This window comes from Acinetobacter sp. F-1 (genome assembly GCF_022869025.1).
Taxonomy (GTDB): domain Bacteria; phylum Pseudomonadota; class Gammaproteobacteria; order Pseudomonadales; family Moraxellaceae; genus Acinetobacter; species Acinetobacter pseudolwoffii.
The window spans coordinates 163012-185265 of record NZ_JAJKFX010000002.1; the positions used below are offsets into that span (position 1 = coordinate 163012).

Below are 22254 nucleotides of genomic sequence, written 5' to 3' on the forward strand. Positions count from 1 at the left end.
ATAGATTACACTACAAAAATAATAAACTTAATTGTCAACCAAACCATAATTCCCAACGTTATATGATTATGAACTTGGGAATCATGGTGGGTGTCCAATGACAGGATTTTCCATCTCTATGGATTTAGCACCAAAACAGTTGCAATCACACGATGTAAGTATTCTGAAGAGTACGGCTGAAGCACGTCTGAAGAATTTTATGCAAGATGTGACTGGACGCGCCTTGGTGATGATGGAAAGTGCAACTCAAGGTCATCATGGTATTGCCATGGATCTGGTTCAGGAAGCTTTCATTTCCTTACATAAATCCTATGCGGAAAAAAGTACTGAAGAATGGTATCCCCTATTTTATACAATTCTGAACAACAAATTACAGGATTGGCGTCGTAAAGAAGCACGGCGTGGTCAGATGTTTTCATTTTTTAAGAAAGTCAGTCTGGATGATGACGAAATTGAACTTGAGGATATCGTGGACGAAGCTACACCGACGCCTTTGGACTTTCTGGATCAGGCAGTGACAGCTGAAGAAATCCAGGAAGCCATTGCCAAACTACCTGTACGTCAGCAGCAGGCATTTATGCTGAGAGCTTGGGAAGGATTTGATACGCATACCACCGCACAAATTATGGACTGCTCAGAAGGCAGTGTAAAAACTCATTATCACCGTGCTATTCAAGGCTTACGTACCTCTTTGGCACATTTAAATCCATATCTGGGAGGGTCATCCGAATGAATCAAGATGATTTCTTAAAACAAGTAACTTCCAAACTCGATGGACTGGCACAACAACATAAACACAAACCTGTTGTCATGCACCATGTTCTTGAAGAAATTCAGGATTCTAAACATTCACGTTTTGCATTTTTAAAAATGTCAGGTTTTGCCTTGGCAGCAGCAATTGCAGGTGTTGTAGTATTACCCAATATTTCTAGCCACAATGAGCCGCAAACCCAAATGGTGTCAGTACCGAAACTGTCCCCACAAATGCTTGAAGATTTAGAAATGCTAATGGTTCTAGGTGAGGACAAAGTTCCACATGGCAGCTAAAAGATTGGCAATTGCTTTTTGTGCATTCAGTTTTCTGCAAACCAGTTTTGCAGGATTTGAACGTTTTTGGATCTTTTCTAAAGATGCAAATACTCAGGTTTCCGATACCTGGGATAGTCTTTCTGATTCCGAACAGTTGGCACTTATTAAACGCTATCAGTCCCTCAAGGAAATTCCAGAACAGCAGAGCGTCAGCTTACAGCAGCGTATGGACTGGTTTACCCAGCTTCCTGAGGTTGAAAAACAAAGAATGCGTGAGACTTGGCAAATGATGAGCAGTCAGGAACGTCGAGAACTTGGCTTACGCATGCAAAATGCCAAACCTGAAGAACGACTTGCCATTCGGGAAGAGTACATTCTCAAATACCAGCAAACGACTCAACCACCCTCTAGCTCGCATTAAGCGACCCATATAAAAAGCCTCCAAATGGATAATGCCAGTCAGTTAAACAATTGACTGGCATTTTCTTTTTTAAATTCATGATCATATTTGCCAGGTGGAAAAGTCATCCGCAACTGTTGGATGCATGAGGTGTATTGCTCCGCAAGATGCCTTCCTTGTGAAACTCCGCTTCTCATTTGAGCAAAACCAAAGTCACAAATGATATGACAAATATTTGATTTAAAACCTTAAGACTCCATCGTGAACCACTAAAAAGTTAAAGCGTCTATTGCTAAACTCCTTAACTGATCAGCATTCTTCCAAATGGAGGCTTTTGAATTTTCCAATTAGGTTTTATTTTCTTAGACGGCGATAAGCGACCAGCCCCAATAATCCGAATAGTCCCCAAATTCCGAATGAGCCACCGCCACTTGATGACGTATTGGTATTTTTTACCGTATTTCGTAGCAGGATCGTTGCTGTTTCAGACATTTTTTCATCTGCATCAAAAATCGTATACTGCATGCTGTAATCTGCCTGGCTTAAGTTATTTCTCACACTAAATGTCAGTTTTCCACCATAGCAGGTCTCGCGCTGATAAGTATCAGGACAAGGGCCTTGTCGCTCTGCATTAAGAGAAACTCCGGCAGGAATCTTCACAATACGAATTGGAATCTCTTTTCCCTCTTTATCCTGATAAAAAGCCGACTTTCCTGAAGGTAGAGGCCCATCACCATCATCACTATCATTTTCAAGTGGATTCACAGTCACTGTCAGATTATTCTCTGGGCTAATCCAGTATTCATCACTCTTGGCAATCGGTGCAATATTGTTAAAAGCTGCTTTTAAAATTCCAGCACTGCTGATCCCCGTGGCCTTATCTTTGAGAGTATAGCTACAGAATTCCATATCTGTTGCCTTGGTCATTTTCCCATCGGTACGATACATCATGATCCGGTTGAGATCAGGCTTCCATTCACACTTAAGATTGGGGTCATTCGGATCACCCTTCACACTGGTCGAACTACCGGTACCAATTAACTCACCTACTCCTAAAGACTTAACACTAATATCATAATTTTGTGCATTCAAGACTTTGGTTTGAACCGTATTGCCCATCAAGGTTTCCTGAGGCATGGCCAGCACAAAGGGATTGACATAAATTGCACGGTATTGCTGATATTGCTTGGTATATTTAAGTAAATCTTCGTATTCTTTTAACTCTTCCTTTAAACCAGGTATTTCCTCTGCTGGCGTATTCTTATTTGCAATAATACTTTTGATGTCAGTTATATTGTCCTGATAAAAATTATTCAAATCGACCAAGCTGCTATTTTTCAGATCTGTGATATCTGCTACGGTCAGACGTCGGATTTCGATTGAACCGATTTCACAGCTATTTTTTGCATCTGGATTTAAGGTAAGAGTAGATCCCACCACCCGATCAATGCCACGTTGATCCTGTTCAGCACAGCCACTTACCCCCACATCTACCAAATCTGTAGCTGTTCCATTATCACGTGGGTAATACATGCCTAGAAAACGGTTATCAATTGCAGGCTCAATATAAGCTGTTAATAAGTTGTTTATCGTGCTGTTAGAAACGTCAAGATTGTTTGAAGTTTCATCCGCATCTAACTCTGGCAATACACAACGTGATAGTCCAGTGGTTTGTATGGCATTTTTAACAGTAGTAAATACGACGCTTTGCTCCTTAGTCGGATTCCCCTGATTTAAGACATATTCACAAGATAAGCCCTGATTAAATGCTAAAACATTAAAATAGAAATATTTAGAACCTGTTTTGTCATAAAATAAAGTAGATTGAGCTGCATTCTCAACAATAGTATTACTTAAGGCAGTTAAACTGGAAAAGGCACTGAGAGGGCGATTGGCTTGATTGGTCATACGCAAAATATGCCCTGTCTGACTCGCAGTATTTTTGGCAATGGTAGAATTATTCAACTCTACGGTTGCATAACCACAAAAATCAAGAATGCTGGCCGTATTTTCTGACCCATTTTTAACAATACTACTAGAACTAACTTTTACATTGGTTTGAGTCGTCCCTAAATTCCCCTGGCAATCCATAGCCAGCACACTACCATATGAACTTGCCTTATTTTGGTGAAGCAGCGAATCCTGGATGATCACACTCCTTTCGGTATTCATCGCCACCGTATAAATAGCACCCCCTTCTGCATCTGCCCGGGAATTTACGATTTCACTGCTATTAATGCTTAAGGGGCCCGCGACATAAAAGGTACCGCCATTGCCCTTATCCTGTGTATTTTTTGCCGCATAACCATCTTTTAAGATGAGATGATAGACTTCCAGACTGGATTGACTGGCCATACTGTTAAAGAGACGGGTTTTTCCCTGACCTGAAATCGTGGTTTTTAAAGCATCACGGGTTGGGTATAAATTCGTAATCGGACTACGACTGGTATAACTAAAGGGCGTTTTTCCATAAATTTTGAGCGCGGACTCAATGACAAGTTCGCTGTCTAATTTGTATTCACCCGCTTCAAGCTGAATCACGTCTGGGGCTGAACCATCCAGCCGAAGCGTACGGCCGACGTTACATCCGCCATAGGATTTATCTAATTTTGCAGTTTTAATCGCTTCTCGCAAAGAGCAGGCATTACTGTTCTCTCCGTCTTCATCCACCAAAGTGGTGACATAGATGGTTTTATCTTCGGCTGCCATCAAACTCATGGCAGATAAAATCATGGCCGCAAGCAGTCCTTTTTTATAATTTTTCATGATTTTTCCTTAATCTTTTAATTCACGGCGCAAACCCATTAACCCAATTAAAATCAGTAGCCCACCAAAGCCCCATGCACCACCTGAAGTTTTGACTGATTTGTCTTCCATTTCATTTTTTGGCTCCTGCACGATTTGAGTGGTAATGGTCAGATAAGGTTTACTTTTATTAAATCGCGTGGATGTGGTTACCACTTGCAGCTCGAAGATATCTGCCCCATGCCAAGTCGAATCTGGGGTATACACCACATTGCCATGAATATCGATGCGTGTTTTACCTTTGGACTCTGTTTTAGTTTGCACAACTTTCAAACATCCATCTTGCCAAGGCTCACCTGTCGGCTGTTGACCAACCATGACATTGCATTGTTCTTTTGGAATTAAATCACTATCACCCAAAAAGGATTCAATTGAAAATTTGGCAATTTCACCTTTTAACAGGTCTTGTCCAACCAGACTCCCTGAGGTTGGCACAGTGATTTCAATCGCACCACGGTCACAGAACAGATTATCCATTAAACGGTTGATACCACGCTGGTCAGCAGCTTCACATGCCACTGTCGGGGCTGCAAGATTAAGCGCTGTACCTCTATTTACAATAGATGAGTCGCTGACCTGATTATGACTTAATAAAATACGTGGACGCATATAACCAAGAAATTGCCCTTTAGCAACGCTGTATGGACAAAGTATGGCTGTGCTATTTTCACTCAAGGTTTGACAAACACCTTCACTCTTATTTGAAGCTTCGGCTAAGATTTGTGTACCATTCCAAAGCTCATTTGGAGCAACAGCATCCCCTGTACCGCAGGACACAGTCAGCAGATTGTTTTGAATCAGGGTTTTATCGCCGTTTTCAATTTGGCAGTCCTGTGCACCATTTCTTAAAATAATACTATTTGCCACATAAGCCCTGCCAGCCGGGGCATTCATACGTAAAGCAGTATCAGCATTATCAACGATCGTTAGGTTATTTAATCCCATCCCGTCCATGACATTAATGAGTGTCCCCTTATTTTTTAATAGGGTACTACTTAATACTTCGGCACTAATGTTTTGAAGATTCTCTGTGTCAGCAAACTGCCCGGCGCTATAAATATTGGCCGCCGAGTTATTTAAGGTCTGGTTATTTTTAAGGACACTTTGCCTGATAAGGAAAGCGGGCAACTCGCTATATAAAATGCCACCTCGTTGTGCTTTGTTATTTTCAATCAGGCTATTTTTAATTTCAACACGACTGAGAAAGTTCTGACCAAATTGTCCCGTATTATAAATTGCCCCACCCAAATTGGCTGCACCATTAAATAAACGGCTATATTCAACCACCACTTGGCCTTTATTATGAATCAGACCACCTTGTTCAGCACAACTGACTTTGCCACAGCCTTCGAGGTCTAGTTCTTTTAAGTTAAGCTGAACTAGTGTATCTGTGCTGTTAAGGCGAAATAGATTGTCAGTTCCTTGCATTTGAATATGGGCATTATGCAGACCCAGTGTTTTTTCAGTTGTACTGAATTCTTCATCGCTATCAGCTACAGACCGAATGCTTAGAGATTTTTTGATTGCTATATGCTTATTGAGCACATAAGTATTTTTTTCTTTTAAAATAATGGTACTGGATGAATTTTCTCCACCACATCCCATAAAACCTTCTTTGGCTAAGCCCCGGTTAATATATTCAACGGCTTCTCGAAGTGAACATTCCTTGTCATCTTTTTCAATATCTTCTGTCGTGGTTACAATAATATCTGCACTATACGCCTGCCCTGCCATACACAGCAAAGCCATGCCTATGCTCTTCTTGAGCATAACCTTCTCCTTAATTTTTATTTCTTTCTTTTTCTTCTAAAGTTGCAGAATCCTTGCAACTGTGAATTATTTTGCCTTACTGTGGCATAGACTGAGTAATTACTCAAGAATTTTTATGATTTACCGATATTCGTCAATCAAGGCATAAATCTGTCGCAGATTGGCATTGCTGACCTTCAGTTTTTCTCCCTTAAGCAGTTGAATAATTTGCTCTAATCTCTGAAGAAGTACCGAAGTTTGATGTGGCCCATGACTCAGTAAATAGTCAAAAATTTGAGGATCTAAATGAATCCCCCGACGATCCAGTACGGATGAAACCAGCGCATAACGATCAGCATAAAGACTACCACTCGGCACACGGGTACTCACCGCTTGTGTTAAGCGTGACTGTAGATCTGGTAGCTCAAGCTTAAGTTCAATCGGCGCAAAGCGTGAAGAAAATACCAGCTGTCCGCCGCCTTCATTATTATAATTAATCAGATGAAAGACTGCGCGCTGCCAATGCGGCACACCACTAATCGCTTCAATATCATCGAGTGCGACCAGATCAAAACGATCCAGCGAGGTAATCGCCTCGGTCGGTGCATCTAGAAGCTCAAGTAAAGAGACCTGAATCGCAGATTTCCCTACTTCAAGATAAGAGTCACAGATAGCAGACAATAAATGACTTTTTCCTGTACCCGCCCCACCATAGACATAAAAACGGCTGATTAAGCCTGCATGTAATTGACGCACTGCATCAATCACATGCCCCCAACCCGGCCCTGAAAAATCACTGATTCGGGCATCGAGCTGAGGTTCTATATCTAACTGCAATTGACGCATATGATTTTTTGGCCTTATGAGTCTTTACCATGGGGATCATGAATTTTACTTGAGTTCTCCTCTGCTTGCAGCGGTTTTTTCTCTGGCTTTTTCATTTCAATATCAACATCTAAGTCTGCTGTTTCGATATTGATTGAACCAGTAGAGGCATCTTGCATCACAATGGCCCGATCGCCATAAAATGTTGTGTGTTCATAGTACTCGCGTACATGCCGCAGTAGTACCACAATGACGGCTGCCACCGGTAATGCAATCAGCATTCCCAGGAAGCCTGCCAGCTGTGCACCTGCCAATACGGCAAATACTACGGCAACAGGAGAAAGACCAATTTTATCGCCCAGCAAGAATGGTTGCAGAATATAACCTTCAACTGCCTGTCCGACCATAAACACAATGCCGACCAATACCAGTTGCCACCAGTCAATCCCAAATTGCAATAAGGTCGCAATCACCGCGGCGATAATACCGACTGCAAAGCCCAGATAAGGAATAATACTGGCCAGACCTGCCACCATACCAATAATCAATCCAACCTCAAGACCAATCAGTTGCAAGCCCACCGCATAGACAATTCCCAGCAAGATCATGACCAGAAACTGCCCTTTAACAAAAGCACCCAGCACGCTATGACATTCGCCTACAATTTTTAGTGTACTTTTTTCATAAGGACGCGGAATCAGGCGGCGCAAGCTCCCCAGCATACGATCCCAATCCAGCAGGAAATAGAAGGCAATGATGGGAATTAAGACAATCGTACCGCCAATCTGGAGAAAATTAATTCCGGATTGAGCAAGGCGTAACAAGAATGCCTGAATACTGTCTGCGCTATAATTGGTTTGTACATAATTCATGACCACATCAGAAATCTGATTGGTATCAATTTCCATTTCAACGACATTAAAGGTATTGGACAACCACGGTAAAAAGGTCGAATTAATCCATCCAATGATCGCGGGTATATTGTCACGTGCATACATCAACTGTTGCCAGATCAGTGGCACTAAATACCAGATGGCCAAGGTCAGTACAATTCCGATTCCGATAAAAACAATACTAATAGAAAGCCAACGCGGCAGACCCACATCATGCAATTTATCCACCAGCGGGCTAAATAGATAAGCCACTAAAAGTGCTGCAACAAATGGAATTACAACGGGTTTTAATAAGTATAAAGTCCATAACAATAAAGCTATCCCAGCTAGGATAAACACGCGACGCAATGTGCGATCTACCATAAAGTTTCGCCTTTTCTCTATTAATCATTCTAAAAATTAAAATATTTCAATAAAGATAGCATTTTAGATCAGAAATACCATAAGAGTTTTATATATTCAGGTTATAATCGCCACCGCGAATGCGGAGACTTCATTATGAGCAACTCAACTTCTACCCCAAATACTGGTTTAAGCTACAAAGATGCAGGTGTCGACATTGAAGCGGGCGACGCGTTAGTCGATCGTATCAAATCTGTCGCTAAGCGTACCTCACGTCCCGAAGTTATGGGCGGTCTAGGTGGCTTTGGTGCACTTTGTAAAATTCCTAAAGGTTATGAAGAACCTGTTCTCGTATCTGGCACAGATGGTGTGGGTACAAAATTACGTTTAGCATTGAATTTGAACCGTCATGACACAATTGGTCAAGACCTGGTGGCAATGTGTGTTAACGACCTTCTCGTGTGTGGTGCTGAACCACTGTTCTTCCTCGACTATTATGCAACTGGTCATTTGAATGTGGATGTTGCTGCAAATGTTGTCACTGGTATCGGTACTGGTTGTGAGCTTGCTGGCTGTGCACTGGTCGGCGGTGAAACTGCTGAAATGCCAGGCATGTATGAAGGCGAAGATTACGATCTTGCAGGTTTCTGTGTCGGTGTCGTTGAGCAAAGCAAAATTATTGATGGCTCTAAAGTCAAAGCCGGTGACGTTTTAGTTGGTGTTGCTTCTTCAGGTGCGCACTCAAACGGTTACTCACTGCTTCGTAAAATTCTAGACGTGAAAAATGTTGATTTAACTCAAATCGTTGATGGTCGCCCACTTGCAGATGTTGCAATGGAACCAACCCGTATTTATGTCAAATCGATTCTTGAATTGCTTAAACATGTCGATGTACACGCAATGGCACACATCACCGGTGGCGGTTTGCCAGGTAACTTACCTCGCGTCCTTCCAAATGGTGCTCAAGCGCTTGTGAATGAATCTTCTTGGGAATGGCCTGAGCTATTCAAACTTTTACAACGTGAAGGCGGTGTAGAGCAGTTTGAAATGTATCGTACCTTTAACTGTGGCGTCGGCATGGTACTTGTGGTTGATGCAAATGAAGCTGACAAAACTGTTGAATTACTCAACGGTCTTGGTGAGAAAGCATGGACAATGGGTCAGATTCAAGACAATGCTGAATCGGTTGCAGGTGCAGACGAAAAAATTCGTGTGATCTTCGCATAATTTCGCATGATTAAAATTGCTGTACTTGTTTCAGGTAGCGGATCAAATCTACAAGCCTTGATTGATGCCAATCTTTCAGGGCAAATTGTCGGCGTGATTTCCAATAAACCTGAAGCCTTTGCTTTAACGCGTGCGCAACAAGCAGGAATTCAAACTGCAGTTATTGAACACAGGCAATATCCAAACCGAGAAGCGTTTGATGATGTGATGCATCAGCAACTGCTGGACTGGGATGCGGATCTGGTGGTACTTGCCGGCTTTATGCGAATTTTAAGTGAAAAATTTGTAAAAGCCTGGGAGGGGAAAATGTTGAACATTCACCCTTCTCTATTGCCTTATTACAAAGGCATGCATACCCATCAGCGTGTACTCAATACCGGTGATGTTCTGCACGGCTGTACGGTGCATTATGTCACGGCTGAACTTGACGCAGGCCAAGCGCTTGCTCAAGGTGTGCTCAAGGTTTCTCACCACGATACGGTAGACAGTTTGGCAATGCGTGTGCATAGCCTTGAACATGTAATCTATCCTCAAGTCGTGGAATGGATTTGCAGCGGTGCGATTCAATACACTGAAGACGGTGTGCTATATCGAAACGAGAAAATGCAAGAACCTGTTCAATTCTGCAAGTTTTAACATCATTTAAATATAAAAAACGCATCCTCGGATGCGTTTTTTATATTCTCTTTTTAATGATTCAAACAGATTGTTGCTGAATCAATTGCTTTACCAAGTCCGCTACCTGATCGGGTTGTTCCAATGGAAACATATGTCCTCCCTCTACCACGGTAAAAGGAATACCAAATTTCTTTTCGACCTGCTGCGGGAACTTGCGGGCCAGAAATGGACCTTGCTCAGCCACGACCAAATGTACCGGAACTTTCGGTTTCGCCTGAGGCAACCACCACAGTGAGGGATTGGTTCTAAACACGGCCACTTCATCCTTTTTAGGGATGGTGAGTTCTACTCCGCCCCGAATCGGATCATCTTGCAAGGCATGCTCAATATAGGCCTGGAAGCAATCGGCATCAAAGTCTTGATAAAAACCTTTAGGACGCAGTAATTCAGCTGCCTGTTCACGTGAATCCCAATGATCACGACGGCGCTTGGACAGACCTGCCGGAGACATTCTGTCCAAAGCTTTTAAGCGCAAAGTTTTCGCAAGATGCAAGGCAAAGGCCTCTTTACCCATAATCATCGGCGGGTCCAGCATGATCATCTGCAAAAACAGTTCGGGACGCTGTAAGGTAGCCTGGAAAGTTAATACTGATCCTAGAGAATGTCCCAAACCAATCACCGGTCGACCTTTTGACTGACGCACAATACTGTCAATCACTTGCTGAGTCAGGCTTTTCCAATGATTATCCACTGGATAACGTTTATCAGGCCCTAAGAGCGGCACATAGATAATATCGTAATCATCTTGCAGTCCATCAAACAGCTTTTGATAGACTTTCGATGGCACGCCATTGGCGTGCGCGAAATGAATCAATGGTTTCATTGCAATGTCGTACTGTTTTCTGACTGAAGTTTCTGCGCAACTGAAGTGGCAATTCCGTCACCAATCGATGAGCCCATGCGACCCAATACGGACTCAAATGGACTATATTCAATCGTATAATTCAAGGCTCTTTCAGTTTTAAGTTCGCGCTTCAAGGTGTTTAAACTTCCAATCCGATCTGCAATTCCTAATTTCACCGCCTGATCACCGGTCCAGAACAAACCAGAGAAAATCGTAGGGTCGGTTGATTTCAGTTTATTACCACGCCCCTGTTTTACCGCATTAATAAAGTGACTATGCACATTATCCAAGACACCTTGTACATGGGCTTTTTGTGCAGGATCGACTGGTTGAGTCATCGACAGCAAGGCTTTATTGTCACCTGAAGTCATGGTGCGATCTTCAACACCAAGCTTTTGCAGCAAATTACTCACGCCATAATTTGGCATGATCACACCAATCGAACCAACTAAACTCGATGGATTGACAATAATCTCATCCGCAGCAGAAGCGATATAATAAGCACCCGAAGCACCGGTATCACCGATCACTGCATAGAGTTTTTTCTCGGGATACTGCTTTTTCAAATACTGAATTTCTTGCCAGATTTCATCGGACTGTACCGGTGAACCACCCGGCGAGTTGACATTCAGCACTACGGCTTTACTTTGTTTATTTTCAAAAGCTTTTTTCAGCGATTTAATCGTATTGCTACTGTTGACACTCTGCTTGTCGGCAGCAATCGTACCAATAATATCGACGACGGCAATATGAGCACCTGCGCCAGCGCTGGCATCTGAGGAAACTGAACTACAGCTCTTGCCGAGTGCCAAAATCACCACAAGCAGATAAGCAAAAGTCAGGAATTTAAAGAAAATTCCCCAACGGCGCGCACGGCGCTGCTCTTCAACCGAAGCTAAAACCGCTTTTTCCAGCAATTTCCATTCCGGACCAGTCGGTTGAACTGGCTGTTGCGTATTTTGTATTTGATTTTCAGGTTTTGGTGGCCAATCGGACATAAATAATCCAATAAATTGATTTATATTGAACCCATTATATACACTGAATCGGGTAATTCTGTCTAAACAAAACGTTTTCGCCTATAATAAATTTTGTTCTCTTTTTATTGTACTTAGACGAAATCAATGACCAAACAGGACTCACGGAATTCAGCTTACGGTTTACTCAAATACATTAGCCGCCAACCGCTTCCGGTTTCTCGATGGATGGCCCGTCTTCTGGCCTTTATTGTGAACAGTTTCAAAGTCACCAAAACTTCGGAAATCATTCGCCTCAATCTCGAGATCAGCCTTTCTGAACTGTCCAATGACGAACGTGAGCGTATTAACCGTGCTGCGGTTCGCAATGAATTAATGTCATATTTCGAGTTCTTTACCATTTGGGGCTCAAGCAATCAAAAAAATATCAAACGTGTGCATCGCGTTATTGGCGAAGATCTCCTTCATGATGCACTGGCACAGAATAAAGGTCTGGTGTTAATTGTGCCGCATTTTGGTACCTGGGAAATCATGAATGCCTATGTCGCCCAGTTTACTTCCATGACCATTATGTATAAACCTGTAAAAAATCAGGCAGCGGATCAGTTTGTACGGGCTGCGCGTAGCCGCGAACAGGCACATCTGGTGCCGACCGATGAATCTGGCGTCCGTCAGATTTTTAAGGCCTTAAAACAAGGTGGCACCACCGTGATCTTGCCAGACCATACCCCAAATGTCGGTGGTGAATATATACCGTATTTTGGGGTGCCTTTGGCCACCAGTAATTTAAGTGCCAAGCTGATTCAAAAGACCAAAGCCCGCGCCCTGTTTCTATATGCCCTGCGGAATACCGAAGATGGTTTTGATATCTTCATCGAGGCAGTTGATGAGAAAATTTATAGTGGCAATGCCAATCAGGGTACGCAAGTTATTATCAACAGTATTGAAGATTTAATCCGCCGCCATCCTGAACATTATCACTGGAGCTATAAACGCTTCAATGCGCATCAAGATTTGGGTAATCTTTATACACTGGAGCATGAACAGGCTTTGGCCAAAGTGAACGCCTTGAGAATGCAAGCTCTGCCTAAAGATCAGCCTGCTCTAGAATCAGTAATTTAAAGACTGACGATATAACCATTGCCATTGATGTCGTTCGGCTGAAAGTACCAGTTTTGAGTCTTGTTGCTGAAAGTGCAGACTACCCTGCTCTGCCGTATTCAGTAACGGAATATTGAGGGCTTTGAGCCGCTGCTGAGTCAATTGGCTCGGATGGCCATAACGGTTAAATTTCCCTGCCGAAACAATTGCCAGTTTAGGCTGTAAAACTTCTAAAAACTGATAGGCTGAGCTGTGCTGACTGCCATGATGTCCAAGCACCAGCACATCAACTTTAAGCTCAGGATAATCTTGGAGCAGCTGATACTCAGTCTCCCAACCCGCATCGCCCATGAGTAAAAAATTTTGATAAGGCCCGGCATTTTTAACTTGCAGATATACCACACAAGACCGGTCATTTTTATTGAAATGAGCTGTATTTAACTGATGCTGCCGAGGTGCCAGAATTTTAAACTGAATATCTTCAGACCATTGCCACTGCTGACCTTGATGACAGAACTGAAAACGGGAGGAGTGCGCTATTTCAGGAATCTGATTGGACGATACTTCTTTAATTTTCAATTGATGTTTAATACTGTGATAAGCGCCACTATGATCCTGATCCAGATGGGTTAAAATCAGTTGATCCAGCTTACCCACACCTTGCACAGACAGAAATGGCAGAATCACCTGTCGACCGATACTGAATTTTTCTTCATCATAATAGCCACCCATATCGATCATCATGCTACGCGCTCCATCCCGAAGAAAAATTGCTTGTCCCTGCCCCACATCCAGAATAGAGAGCTGAAATGCATGCTGATTGAGCTGAGGAATACACAGCGGCACACAGGCAAGTGCCGTCCAGCTTTTGGGCAATAGGCCACGCGGTAAAAATACAATCATTAAGGCCAGAATACACAGCGCAATCATCCAGACATTCATCGCCACCGGAATCAGTTGTGGAGCAAACAGCCGATCAAGCAGATCCAGAAATGCCAGCAGCATGTGAATGAAAACATCATTCAATTGAAATACCACACTGGAAAGTGGCTCTGAAATAAAAAACAACAAAGCCGCCAGAATATCTATAGGCACAATCAGCAGCCCAATCCATGGAATCGCGACCAGGTTACTGAATGGGGTAATCCAGGCGATTTGCTTAAAAAACAGCATCATCAAGGGAAATAGCGCCAGAAAGATTTTCCATTGTGATTCCAGCAGCACTTTCAACGCAAAATATAGCCGTTGTAATAAGGTTTGTTCTGTCTGACGCGGTTGCTGCTGAATGGTCTGATAGATTCGCAGCAAAACAAAGCAGGCCCCATAAGACAGCCAGAATGCAGCCGACAAAATACTGAAAGGATCAAAGAGCAATAATAAGGCAGCACTCAGAATCAGTAATTTTAAAGCTTGCACACTTTGCCTGAGCAACAAGGTAAAGGTCACAATCACGCAGATCAATAAAGTGCGTAGCGCTGGAATTTCAAAGCCCACAAAGGCGCAGTACAGCAAGACACACAGTAAAAAAGGCAGGCTCAAAAAATACTGCCTTGGCCATTTCAGATAAATATGCGGCATAAATCTTGAAATCAGATATTGCAAAGTACCACAGACCATCAAGGCAAAGATCAGAACGTGCGGCCCGGAAATGGCTAATAAATGGCTCATACCAAAACGCTGGAATTGTCGCTCTGTCGCTGGATCTAACAGGCTTTCATCACCGCTTAATAAGGCCAATAACAAACCTTTATACTGTACGGGTTGCCTGGCTACAAATTTTCTTAATGCCAGTCGCTGCCGCTCTACCCAAAGTAAAATTCGCGGACGTAAATTTTGCTGCTGGCGTAAATATTTGCCATGACCAAGCACATAAAGTTGTTGCGGTTGTAACTCCTGAATGCTCTTGATTCGGAAACCGGCCATGATATTTTGCTGTAATGCCCACTTTTCCGCGTCAAAAGATCCGGGTGTGGCATAACTATGATGAGGTCGGATTTGGCCTTGAATTAAGTAATATCGTCCAAGTTCAAGGGAGTGCTGCTTTATCTGCGTATTTATCAAACTGGATTGAGTCACGGGTTCTTGGACAGGCAAAAAGCCCATCCATTTAACTGTACTGCCATCAGGACTGAGCACATGCAGAGCTTGCTGGATATTCTGCTTACCAAGTTTATTCAGGTTTTTGATATACACCACGATCTGTTTTTCGGAGACTTCATATTCACGCGTCGACAAGCGTTCAGACAGTTGCAGATTGGCATAGCCATGGCCTAGAAATAATCCTAACAGCAGGCTTGAACCAGTCATGACCAAATTACGTAATGGTGTGTTGAAAATGTGCTTTAATTTACGGCAACCCAGATACCACAGTAATACCGCGATTAGAACGACCGTGCTGCCCAGTTGAACAGACAGAAAACTTTTCCCCATACAGGCCAGGCCTAAAATCCAGCCGATACACAGCCACTGCAACATTGGATCTTATTCTTTATGGTTATTATTTTACCCAATAATAAAGCCCACCGGAGTGAGCTTCAATCAAATGCGAATATTCTCTTGATTTAGGGTGTGACCCAAAGACCATCCTGCATATGTAAAATTCGGTCTGCAGCATGTGCCAGTTGTTCATCATGCGTCACAATCAGCATCGCCATATTGAATTCACGTTGCAATTCGGTGAGCAGTTCAAAAATCTTTGCTGCAGTCTTACGATCCAGATTTCCGGTCGGTTCATCCGCCATCATCAGTTTAGGTTTGCCCACCACTGCACGCGCTAAGGCCACACGCTGACGCTCCCCTCCCGATAATTCACCTGGCTTATGTGTCAGACGATGCGAAAGACCAACCCGCTCCAGCAAGTATTCAGCCTGCTGTTTGGCTTCTTTAAACTTCACATTATCGCGGAGCATCAGGGGCATGGCTACATTTTCCAGTGCCGTAAATTCTGGCAACAGATGATGAAACTGATACACAAAACCCAAATGCTCATTGCGCACATAGCCGCGCTCTGCTTCGGACAAGGTATCGAAACGGCGACCATTGACCATCACTTGCCCTGATGTTGGTCGATCCAGTCCACCCAAAACATGCAATAAGGTACTTTTACCAGAACCACTCGAACCGACAATCGAGACAAACTCACCTGCTTTGACCTGCAGCGACAAGCCTCGAATCACATCGACGGTGGCTTTGCCATCGGTAAAGGATTTGTGAATATTCTGGGCATCTAAAATCAGATTACTCATAACGCAAAGCCTCTGCCGGTTGAATTTTTGCTGCACGTAAAGCGGGGTAAATCGTCGCGACAAAACTTAAGGCCAATGACAAGCCGACAATGACCAAGACATCCTGCCAGCGCAAATAAGAAGGTAGATAATTGATAAAATAGGCATCAAACATATTCAGACCCAAGGTATTGTTTAACCAGCCAATAAAGCTACTGATACTAGTCGCTGCAATAATCCCGAGGATTGCGCCGGCACATGTCCCAATCACCCCAATCACCGTGCCTTGCACCATAAAGATTTTGGTAATGGTGGCAGGCGAAGCACCCAAAGTCCGTAAAATCGCAATGTCCGATTTTTTATCCGTCACCACCATCACCAGTGATGAAACGATATTAAATGCCGCAACCAGCACAATCAGGAATAATAACAAGCTGACCATGGCTTTTTCCATCTGGATCGCGCTGAACAGATTACCATGAGTATAAGTCCAGTCAGATGCATAGAAGTTGGCTGGTAAATCCCGCACGATTTCCTGAGACACTTGCGGTGCGACAAAAATATCATCCAGTTTTAAACGCACGCCTTGTGCACCATCTGGTAGACGCAATAAAGTTGAAGCATCATTTAAAGCGATATATCCCATCATCGAGTCGACTTCAGCACCAATACTGAAAATTCCCACCACTTTAAAGCGCTTGAAACGAGGCACCACACCTGCTGGTGAAGGGGTCGCCTCTGGCAATACCAGAGTAATATTATCGTTTAAACCGACCCCCATGGCATCGGTCATCTGCTTGCCCAGAACAATACCAAATTCACCTTTTTTCAGGCTATCAATACTGCCCTCGACCATATGGTTTTGTATAATGGATACTTTTTTCTCATACTCGGGTTCAATCCCGCTGACCATAATCCCGGCAACCTGTCCCTGTGCCGTCAGCATGCCCTGTAATTGGGTAAATGGTGCAACCCCCTGGACATGCTCATGCTGCTCAATCTGCTTTGCAAGTTCGGGCCAATTTGTTAGAATTTGCGTTGAAGAAACAGTAGCTTGAGGTATCATTCCCAAGACACGATTTTTCAACTCTCGGTCAAACCCATTCATCACAGACAAAACTGTAATGAGGACTGCTACACCGAGCGTGAGACCGATCATTGAGACCAATGCAATAAAAGAAATGAAGTGGTTACTACGCCGTGCGCGAGTATATTTCAACCCTATATACAGCGAGATTGGTTTAAACATAACCATCTAGTCCGAGGTAATAAATTATGGAAAATGTACAGCATCCAAACGGATACACGGAAAGACGCGTTATGTCTCGCATCGATGCTGCCTTACGAATTAATTATCAGATTATTTCCGATGATGTTGCCTTAAATGATCCTTATGACTCTAACTTTGTCTTGCCCCGCTATTTTCTACTACTTGCAGAGCTAGATCAATTTGATCATGCGGTTAACTACGAATTAGAACAATTATCTGAAAAAGATCAACAAATTGCTCGAATCTTATCCTTATTCAACCAAAAATTAAACCTTATTACCGGTTCTTTGTATGACGCAATTGTACAAAGCATGTTACCTGTACCAGAGCAGGTGAACTTTTCGGAAACCGGTTTTAGTTTCTTTAGTGACCGCCCCATCACTGAAGGCACCTATCTGCACGTGACTTTAAGCCACCCGGAAAATTTCTTCCATATTGCGGCAACCGCCCAAGTGGCCTACAGTCGTGAAGAAGAAAATAGCAAATTCCGGACCGGTGCTTATTTCATTACCATGCACCCACAAGACCGTGTCAAACTGGGTGAATGTGTCAAAGCCAACTTTGCTTAAATCACTGATTTAGTCATTGTGAATACTGGATGGAAGGCGAGCTGCATAGCTCGCTTTAATTTCTCTGGAAAAATACAACAATAAACCCGTCAACAAAATACCGACACCGATTAAGGCCTCACCCGACAAGCTTTCATCATTCAAAAGCACACCGACGAATAAAGCAAGCATTGGAGTCAATACCGTCGTCAAAGACAAGGTGGTCGCCCTGATTTTCTGTACCAGTTTAAAATAACAGAACATGGCAATCAGCGAAGCCATCACCACGGCATATCCTAGCCCGATCAGTGATTTTGCCTGAGGCATTTGGGTTGGCGCAAATTGCCAGATAAAAGGCAACATGGCACAGGCCATGACTGCTGAAACTGCAATGGAACCAGTCGCTTGCGCCATCGGTTGTAAAGGTGCATTGACTTTTTTGACCCAAAACATCGAAACACAATAGATAAACACACTCAGTAGCATCAGACCAATACCGATTGGCTGAATGTGCTGGTCTTTACCACCGAGACAAATCACTGCCAAACCAGTCAGGGCTATCGCCATCCCGCACCACTGTGAAGGATAGAGCTTGAGCTGAAACACGAAACGGCCAATCAATCCGGTAATAATAGGTGCCAGACCAAACATCAGCGCAATAATGCCTGAGCTGAGATAATCCGTGGCCAGATAGGTAAAAATCTGCGAGCCAATAAAACTGCAAGCTCCAGCCAGATAACTGTGCATCGAGAGAGAATCGACAGGAAAACGGGTTTTAAACAGCCACAACAAGATAAATGCAAAAGGCAATGCCAGAAAAAATCGCAGTGCCAGTGCCCAGAGCGGATGCAGATCGCTTACACTCCAGACAATGGCTAGCGGTGTAGTGGCCCAGATAAAAACCAATAAAAGATAGGTCACAACCATATTGGTGTGTGTTGGCATGCGCGATTGCTCTTAAAGTGCAGATGTTTTACGTTTTTGTTTTTGAATGGTTTGATCCAGTGCGCTTGAAAATTCACGCTTATCCCGCTCTGAAATCGGAGGTGGCCCACCCGTTTGTACACCGGCACCACGCAAACTATCCATAAAGTCTCTTAGATGTAAACGTGCTTTGACATTGGCCGTGGTATACACTTCACCGCGTGGATGAATGGCAATCCCGCCCTTTTCAATCACTTCTGCCGCCAGGGGAATATCTTGGGTCATGACAATATCATGCTCTTTCATGCGCAGAATAATCTCTTTATCTGCAGCATCAGCGCCACTCATCACCTGAATTGAATTAATCCGGACTGAAGGCGTAATGCCCACCGACTGATTAGCCACAAAAGTCACTTCCAACTGATAGCGATCCGACGCACGGATAATCACATCTCTTAAAATACGGGGTAATGCATCAGCATCGACCCAAAGTTTGAATGGCAACACAGGGTTTCCCATTAAGGTATAAATCCTGGGTATTCTAGCAAATTGAGAGGATCAGGTTGATGATTAAATCGTTGCATTTTCATCGCTGCTGTCGCTCATGTTTTTTTGAATCTATTTGATTTGAGCAACGACTGTGATTTAGTCTAGAAAAAAATTGGCTGCATTTAATTTGAAAATTCATTCGATTGACTTGAAAAATCGCAATGACCCTCGATTAACTATAAATAAGTCATCCAAGATCAATTGTGCATATGAAAAATCAGAATAGCCCAGAGATCATCACCATTGATGATCAGAATTTCGGTAGTCACGTCGAACACTGGACATTACTCACCGAGAATCCAGGTACAGATGTGCCACAGTGGTTAGGCAAAGCTCTTGATGCGCCTATTATGCCGATGGGCATTTGCACACAAGAATGTGATATGGATGAAAATACCTGGCTGATTCAGGGGCCGAGCAAAGCTGCGGTGCAATTGAGCCAAGTGATCGCCATAGAAAATAATAAGCCGCAAGCAGTAAAAACTGCATTCCCCTGCTTTGATAGTCCTTATCAGGTCAAAGCGACCATCGACCGAATTATTTCCTGCAAATCCAATACTCAGGCGGTATTACGTCTGAATCTGGGTGCCAACAATATTATTTATGCTTTCGATAGTCTGTATAGCGTCAATCATCCGCATTATGAAAAAGACCAGTCCTATGTGGTGAATCTGAATGCTTGGGCCTATGAGCTTGAAGCAGTGGCTGACCATGAACATCTGGTGGTGGATGATCCGGCTTCGATCAAGCATCACCGTGCCTTGAATGATATTTTGGCAGCCAACCAGGGCGTGGCACCCGATAATTTGCAGGAACAGATTGATGCCTGGCAGCCACACTCAGAAGAAGATAAAGCACCTGTTACTGTAGATTTCTCTAAAATGGTGGCTTATCTTTATGGTGAAACCATGGGCCAGGAAGATGAAGCCTGGTTTCAGGGCAATATTGTCGGTAAAACTGCCATGCAGTTTATGGATCAGGACTATACCCTGTATGATGTCACGCTGATTCATGATGAAGGTCAACCAGCCACCTTGATCCGGATTGCAACGCGGAATGAGCAGCATAAAAATTTCCAGATTGGTCAATATATTCGTGGAAATCTGTGGATTCAGGCCAATATTTATAGAAAATCAGCTTAAGTTAAAATAAACAAAGAAGATCTTCTTTTTGATGGGGATCTTCTTTTTTTAATCCGTATTTTCTGTTTTTAATTTTATTTTTTTGATTATTTTTTACCCATTTTTTCTAGCTTAATAACCTATTTAAATCATTTAAAAAATCGAGTTATCCACATTGTTAAATTCACATGAATTCATTTTATACATGCAATCGAATCCTAAAAATCTTGTAAAAATAAGACTTTGATTTCGCATACGAATAAGTTCAGACAAATCCAAAGCTGATATTTAAATAAAATGAAAATTTATGAACTTTAATCAAGAATGTACTTTATTTAATCAATTTTTTATGATAAAAATACTCACAACAAATAGTATTAACGATAAATAGATCGGACAATAAATATCTATGAAAATCGTGCAAGAAGAAACATTAGACCAGGTCGAGCATCATCTTAGCTCTCGCTATAATATTGATATGATGTCATGCCTTTTTTTCATGTTGGGAATGCTGATCTGCGGCTTCACCCTGCATACTTTTATTTTTTAAATTCCCTGACATAACCGAATGCATAAAAAAACCCAGCCTATGCTGGGTTTTTACATTTCAGGGATTAACCATTGCGTTTTGCAAAGTCATCCATAAAATTCACCAAGGCTTGTACGCCCTCTAATGGCACTGCATTATAAATACTGGCACGCATACCACCGACAGAACGGTGACCCGCAAGATTCAATAAATGCTGGGCTTCTGCTTCTTTCAGGAATTGTTTTTCAAGATCTGCATTGGCCAAAGTAAATGGCACATTCATGATTGAACGATTTTCTTTGAAGATTGGATTGGCATAAAAATCGCTTTGATCGATATAACCATAAAGCAGATTGGCTTTTTCCAGGTTCACTTTATGCATGGCTTCTACACCACCATTTTCCAGCAACCATTCAAATACCAGACCAGACAAGTACCATGCATAAGTCGACGGCGTATTTACCATAGAACCATTTTTGGCTTGATCTGAGTATTTTAAGATACTTGGAATTTCAGCTTTGGCTTGATCCAGTAAATCTTCACGAATAATCACCAGGGTTAAACCCGCTGGGCCGATATTCTTTTGCGCACCTGCATAGATCACACCAAATTTTGATACATCAAGTGGCGCAGATAAAATGCTTGACGAATAGTCACATACAAGGGGCTTATCTGTTTCAGGAATAGAGGCAAACTGCAGACCACCAATAGTTTCGTTGTCTGCATAGTGCACATAGGCGGCATCGGCAGACAGCTTCCATTCGCTTTGCGCACTAATCGCGTGTTTAGCATCAATTTTGATACCTGCTTCTACGACATTGATATCGCCATAGCGTTGCGCTTCTTTCAATGCCTTTTCAGACCAGATTCCGGTATGGATATAGTCCGCTTTGTTATTTTTACCCAGCAAGTTCAATGGAATTGCCGAAAATTGTAAGGATGCGCCACCCTGCAAGAACAATACTTTGTAGTTCTCGGGAATATTCATGAGTTTGCGTAGGTCTGCTTCCGCTTTTTCAGCCACGGCCACATAGTCGGAACTACGGTGGCTCATTTCCATGATCGAAAGACCTTTGCCATGCCAGTCAAGCATTTCAGCTTGAGCTTTTTCAAGTACGGTAGTCGGTAATGCAGCAGGACCAGCACAGAAGTTGTACGCGCGCATGAGTTTTCCTTATCTATGTGAGACACAATAAAATGATGGCATTTAACCATATCT

Annotated in this window: 20 protein-coding genes; 8 read left to right on the plus strand and 12 right to left on the minus strand. The window is 42.9% G+C overall.

Annotated features, from left to right (window positions below; genetic code table 11):
* The first annotated feature begins 118 nt into the window (after nt 1-118).
* From LOZ91_RS02700 to LOZ91_RS02710, 3 genes are read left to right on the plus strand one after another with little or no spacing between them, the layout of a single operon-like run.
* Complete coding sequence (locus LOZ91_RS02700; protein WP_005097615.1) at nt 119-733, plus strand: RNA polymerase sigma factor; 615 nt, start codon at nt 119-121, stop codon at nt 731-733.
* A complete protein-coding gene (locus LOZ91_RS02705; RefSeq protein ID WP_005097616.1) occupies nt 730-1047 on the plus strand; it encodes a hypothetical protein in 318 nt (105 codons plus the stop codon). The genes LOZ91_RS02700 and LOZ91_RS02705 overlap by 4 nt, the downstream gene beginning before the upstream one ends.
* Complete coding sequence (locus tag LOZ91_RS02710; protein ID WP_005097618.1) at nt 1037-1450, plus strand: DUF3106 domain-containing protein; 414 nt, start codon at nt 1037-1039, stop codon at nt 1448-1450. Before LOZ91_RS02705 ends, LOZ91_RS02710 begins: the two co-directional genes overlap by 11 nt.
* A gap of 333 nt (nt 1451-1783) precedes the next feature.
* Here LOZ91_RS02710 and LOZ91_RS02715 read toward each other — a convergent pair whose 3' ends face one another.
* The 4 genes from LOZ91_RS02715 to cxpE form a co-directional block, all read right to left on the minus strand.
* Nucleotides 1784-4195, minus strand: a complete 2412-nt coding sequence (locus LOZ91_RS02715) for a CSLREA domain-containing protein (RefSeq protein ID WP_179999219.1) — start codon at nt 4193-4195, stop codon at nt 1784-1786.
* Nucleotides 4196-4204: 9 nt separating this feature from the next.
* Complete coding sequence (gene rbtA, locus LOZ91_RS02720) at nt 4205-6004, minus strand: rhombotarget A (RefSeq protein ID WP_180076234.1); 1800 nt, start codon at nt 6002-6004, stop codon at nt 4205-4207.
* A 120-nt stretch (nt 6005-6124) separates the two neighbouring features.
* Nucleotides 6125-6829 carry a DnaA regulatory inactivator Hda gene (hda, locus tag LOZ91_RS02725; protein ID WP_005097624.1) on the minus strand — a complete coding sequence of 235 codons (705 nt, stop codon included), beginning with the start codon at nt 6827-6829 and terminating at the stop codon, nt 6125-6127.
* 14 nt (nt 6830-6843) lie between these two features.
* Nucleotides 6844-8064 (minus strand): chloramphenicol efflux transporter CxpE, encoded by a 1221-nt coding sequence (gene cxpE / locus LOZ91_RS02730; protein ID WP_074383363.1) that lies wholly within the window; start codon nt 8062-8064, stop codon nt 6844-6846.
* A gap of 135 nt (nt 8065-8199) precedes the next feature.
* Between cxpE and purM the strand changes: the two genes are divergently transcribed.
* Together purM and purN are read left to right on the plus strand one after the other, a co-directional pair.
* The gene (gene purM / locus LOZ91_RS02735) at nt 8200-9270 is read left to right on the plus strand and encodes a phosphoribosylformylglycinamidine cyclo-ligase (RefSeq protein ID WP_005097626.1); all 1071 of its coding nucleotides are present in this window, start codon (nt 8200-8202) and stop codon (nt 9268-9270) included.
* 6 nt (nt 9271-9276) lie between these two features.
* Nucleotides 9277-9906, plus strand: a complete 630-nt coding sequence (gene purN, locus LOZ91_RS02740) for a phosphoribosylglycinamide formyltransferase (protein ID WP_074383364.1) — start codon at nt 9277-9279, stop codon at nt 9904-9906.
* Between the two features lie 61 nt (nt 9907-9967).
* Here purN and LOZ91_RS02745 read toward each other — a convergent pair whose 3' ends face one another.
* A complete protein-coding gene (locus LOZ91_RS02745; RefSeq protein WP_159138216.1) occupies nt 9968-10771 on the minus strand; it encodes an alpha/beta hydrolase in 804 nt (267 codons plus the stop codon).
* Complete coding sequence (gene sppA, locus LOZ91_RS02750) at nt 10768-11790, minus strand: signal peptide peptidase SppA (protein ID WP_005170028.1); 1023 nt, start codon at nt 11788-11790, stop codon at nt 10768-10770. The genes LOZ91_RS02745 and sppA overlap by 4 nt, the downstream gene beginning before the upstream one ends.
* Nucleotides 11791-11916: 126 nt before the next feature.
* Between sppA and LOZ91_RS02755 the strand changes: the two genes are divergently transcribed.
* Nucleotides 11917-12891 (plus strand): lysophospholipid acyltransferase family protein, encoded by a 975-nt coding sequence (locus tag LOZ91_RS02755; protein ID WP_244782625.1) that lies wholly within the window; start codon nt 11917-11919, stop codon nt 12889-12891.
* On the opposite strand, the gene LOZ91_RS02760 is transcribed toward LOZ91_RS02755, so the two are convergent.
* The 3 genes from LOZ91_RS02760 to LOZ91_RS02770 all read right to left on the minus strand — a co-directional run bounded on the left by LOZ91_RS02760 (nt 12880) and on the right by LOZ91_RS02770 (nt 17343).
* Complete coding sequence (locus tag LOZ91_RS02760; protein ID WP_244782626.1) at nt 12880-15345, minus strand: DNA internalization-related competence protein ComEC/Rec2; 2466 nt, start codon at nt 15343-15345, stop codon at nt 12880-12882. The genes LOZ91_RS02755 and LOZ91_RS02760 overlap by 12 nt on opposite strands.
* An 86-nt stretch (nt 15346-15431) precedes the next feature.
* Nucleotides 15432-16115, minus strand: a complete 684-nt coding sequence (gene lolD / locus LOZ91_RS02765) for a lipoprotein-releasing ABC transporter ATP-binding protein LolD (protein ID WP_005097632.1) — start codon at nt 16113-16115, stop codon at nt 15432-15434.
* Complete coding sequence (locus tag LOZ91_RS02770) at nt 16108-17343, minus strand: lipoprotein-releasing ABC transporter permease subunit (protein WP_005097633.1); 1236 nt, start codon at nt 17341-17343, stop codon at nt 16108-16110. The genes lolD and LOZ91_RS02770 overlap by 8 nt, the downstream gene beginning before the upstream one ends.
* 26 nt (nt 17344-17369) lie before the next feature.
* Here LOZ91_RS02770 and LOZ91_RS02775 point away from each other — a divergent pair, with 26 nt between their 5' ends.
* The gene (locus LOZ91_RS02775) at nt 17370-17933 is read left to right on the plus strand and encodes a PilZ domain-containing protein (RefSeq protein ID WP_005097634.1); all 564 of its coding nucleotides are present in this window, start codon (nt 17370-17372) and stop codon (nt 17931-17933) included.
* A 9-nt stretch (nt 17934-17942) separates the two neighbouring features.
* On the opposite strand, the gene LOZ91_RS02780 is transcribed toward LOZ91_RS02775, so the two are convergent.
* Both LOZ91_RS02780 and LOZ91_RS02785 read right to left on the minus strand, forming a co-directional pair.
* Complete coding sequence (locus tag LOZ91_RS02780) at nt 17943-18857, minus strand: EamA family transporter (RefSeq protein WP_225553850.1); 915 nt, start codon at nt 18855-18857, stop codon at nt 17943-17945.
* A 12-nt stretch (nt 18858-18869) separates the two neighbouring features.
* The gene (locus LOZ91_RS02785; RefSeq protein ID WP_005097638.1) at nt 18870-19355 is read right to left on the minus strand and encodes a YaiI/YqxD family protein; all 486 of its coding nucleotides are present in this window, start codon (nt 19353-19355) and stop codon (nt 18870-18872) included.
* 239 nt (nt 19356-19594) lie between these two features.
* Between LOZ91_RS02785 and LOZ91_RS02790 the strand changes: the two genes are divergently transcribed.
* Nucleotides 19595-20527, plus strand: a complete 933-nt coding sequence (locus tag LOZ91_RS02790) for a hypothetical protein (RefSeq protein WP_005097639.1) — start codon at nt 19595-19597, stop codon at nt 20525-20527.
* A 593-nt stretch (nt 20528-21120) separates the two neighbouring features.
* Here LOZ91_RS02790 and serC read toward each other — a convergent pair.
* The gene (serC, locus tag LOZ91_RS02795) at nt 21121-22200 is read right to left on the minus strand and encodes a 3-phosphoserine/phosphohydroxythreonine transaminase (protein ID WP_074383369.1); all 1080 of its coding nucleotides are present in this window, start codon (nt 22198-22200) and stop codon (nt 21121-21123) included.
* Nucleotides 22201-22254: the final 54 nt, after the last annotated feature.

Bases quoted from the DNA above. Each gene is read 5' to 3' on its own strand.
- serC (WP_074383369.1), bottom strand. From the start codon at position 22,200: ATGCGCGCGTACAACTTCTGTGCTGGTCCTGCTGCATTACCGACTACC.
- LOZ91_RS02775 (WP_005097634.1), top strand. From the start codon at position 17,370: ATGGAAAATGTACAGCATCCAAACGGATACACGGAAAGACGCGTTATG.
- LOZ91_RS02785 (WP_005097638.1), bottom strand. From the start codon at position 19,355: ATGGGAAACCCTGTGTTGCCATTCAAACTTTGGGTCGATGCTGATGCA.
- LOZ91_RS02715 (WP_179999219.1), bottom strand. From the start codon at position 4,195: ATGAAAAATTATAAAAAAGGACTGCTTGCGGCCATGATTTTATCTGCC.
- rbtA (WP_180076234.1), bottom strand. From the start codon at position 6,004: ATGCTCAAGAAGAGCATAGGCATGGCTTTGCTGTGTATGGCAGGGCAG.
- LOZ91_RS02710 (WP_005097618.1), top strand. From the start codon at position 1,037: ATGGCAGCTAAAAGATTGGCAATTGCTTTTTGTGCATTCAGTTTTCTG.
- purN (WP_074383364.1), top strand. From the start codon at position 9,277: ATGATTAAAATTGCTGTACTTGTTTCAGGTAGCGGATCAAATCTACAA.
- LOZ91_RS02760 (WP_244782626.1), bottom strand. From the start codon at position 15,345: ATGTTGCAGTGGCTGTGTATCGGCTGGATTTTAGGCCTGGCCTGTATG.
- cxpE (WP_074383363.1), bottom strand. From the start codon at position 8,064: ATGGTAGATCGCACATTGCGTCGCGTGTTTATCCTAGCTGGGATAGCT.
- purM (WP_005097626.1), top strand. From the start codon at position 8,200: ATGAGCAACTCAACTTCTACCCCAAATACTGGTTTAAGCTACAAAGAT.
- LOZ91_RS02790 (WP_005097639.1), top strand. From the start codon at position 19,595: ATGAAAAATCAGAATAGCCCAGAGATCATCACCATTGATGATCAGAAT.
- lolD (WP_005097632.1), bottom strand. From the start codon at position 16,115: ATGAGTAATCTGATTTTAGATGCCCAGAATATTCACAAATCCTTTACC.
- LOZ91_RS02770 (WP_005097633.1), bottom strand. From the start codon at position 17,343: ATGTTTAAACCAATCTCGCTGTATATAGGGTTGAAATATACTCGCGCA.
- LOZ91_RS02705 (WP_005097616.1), top strand. From the start codon at position 730: ATGAATCAAGATGATTTCTTAAAACAAGTAACTTCCAAACTCGATGGA.
- hda (WP_005097624.1), bottom strand. From the start codon at position 6,829: ATGCGTCAATTGCAGTTAGATATAGAACCTCAGCTCGATGCCCGAATC.
- LOZ91_RS02755 (WP_244782625.1), top strand. From the start codon at position 11,917: ATGACCAAACAGGACTCACGGAATTCAGCTTACGGTTTACTCAAATAC.
- LOZ91_RS02780 (WP_225553850.1), bottom strand. From the start codon at position 18,857: ATGCCAACACACACCAATATGGTTGTGACCTATCTTTTATTGGTTTTT.
- LOZ91_RS02700 (WP_005097615.1), top strand. From the start codon at position 119: ATGGATTTAGCACCAAAACAGTTGCAATCACACGATGTAAGTATTCTG.
- LOZ91_RS02745 (WP_159138216.1), bottom strand. From the start codon at position 10,771: ATGAAACCATTGATTCATTTCGCGCACGCCAATGGCGTGCCATCGAAA.
- sppA (WP_005170028.1), bottom strand. From the start codon at position 11,790: ATGTCCGATTGGCCACCAAAACCTGAAAATCAAATACAAAATACGCAA.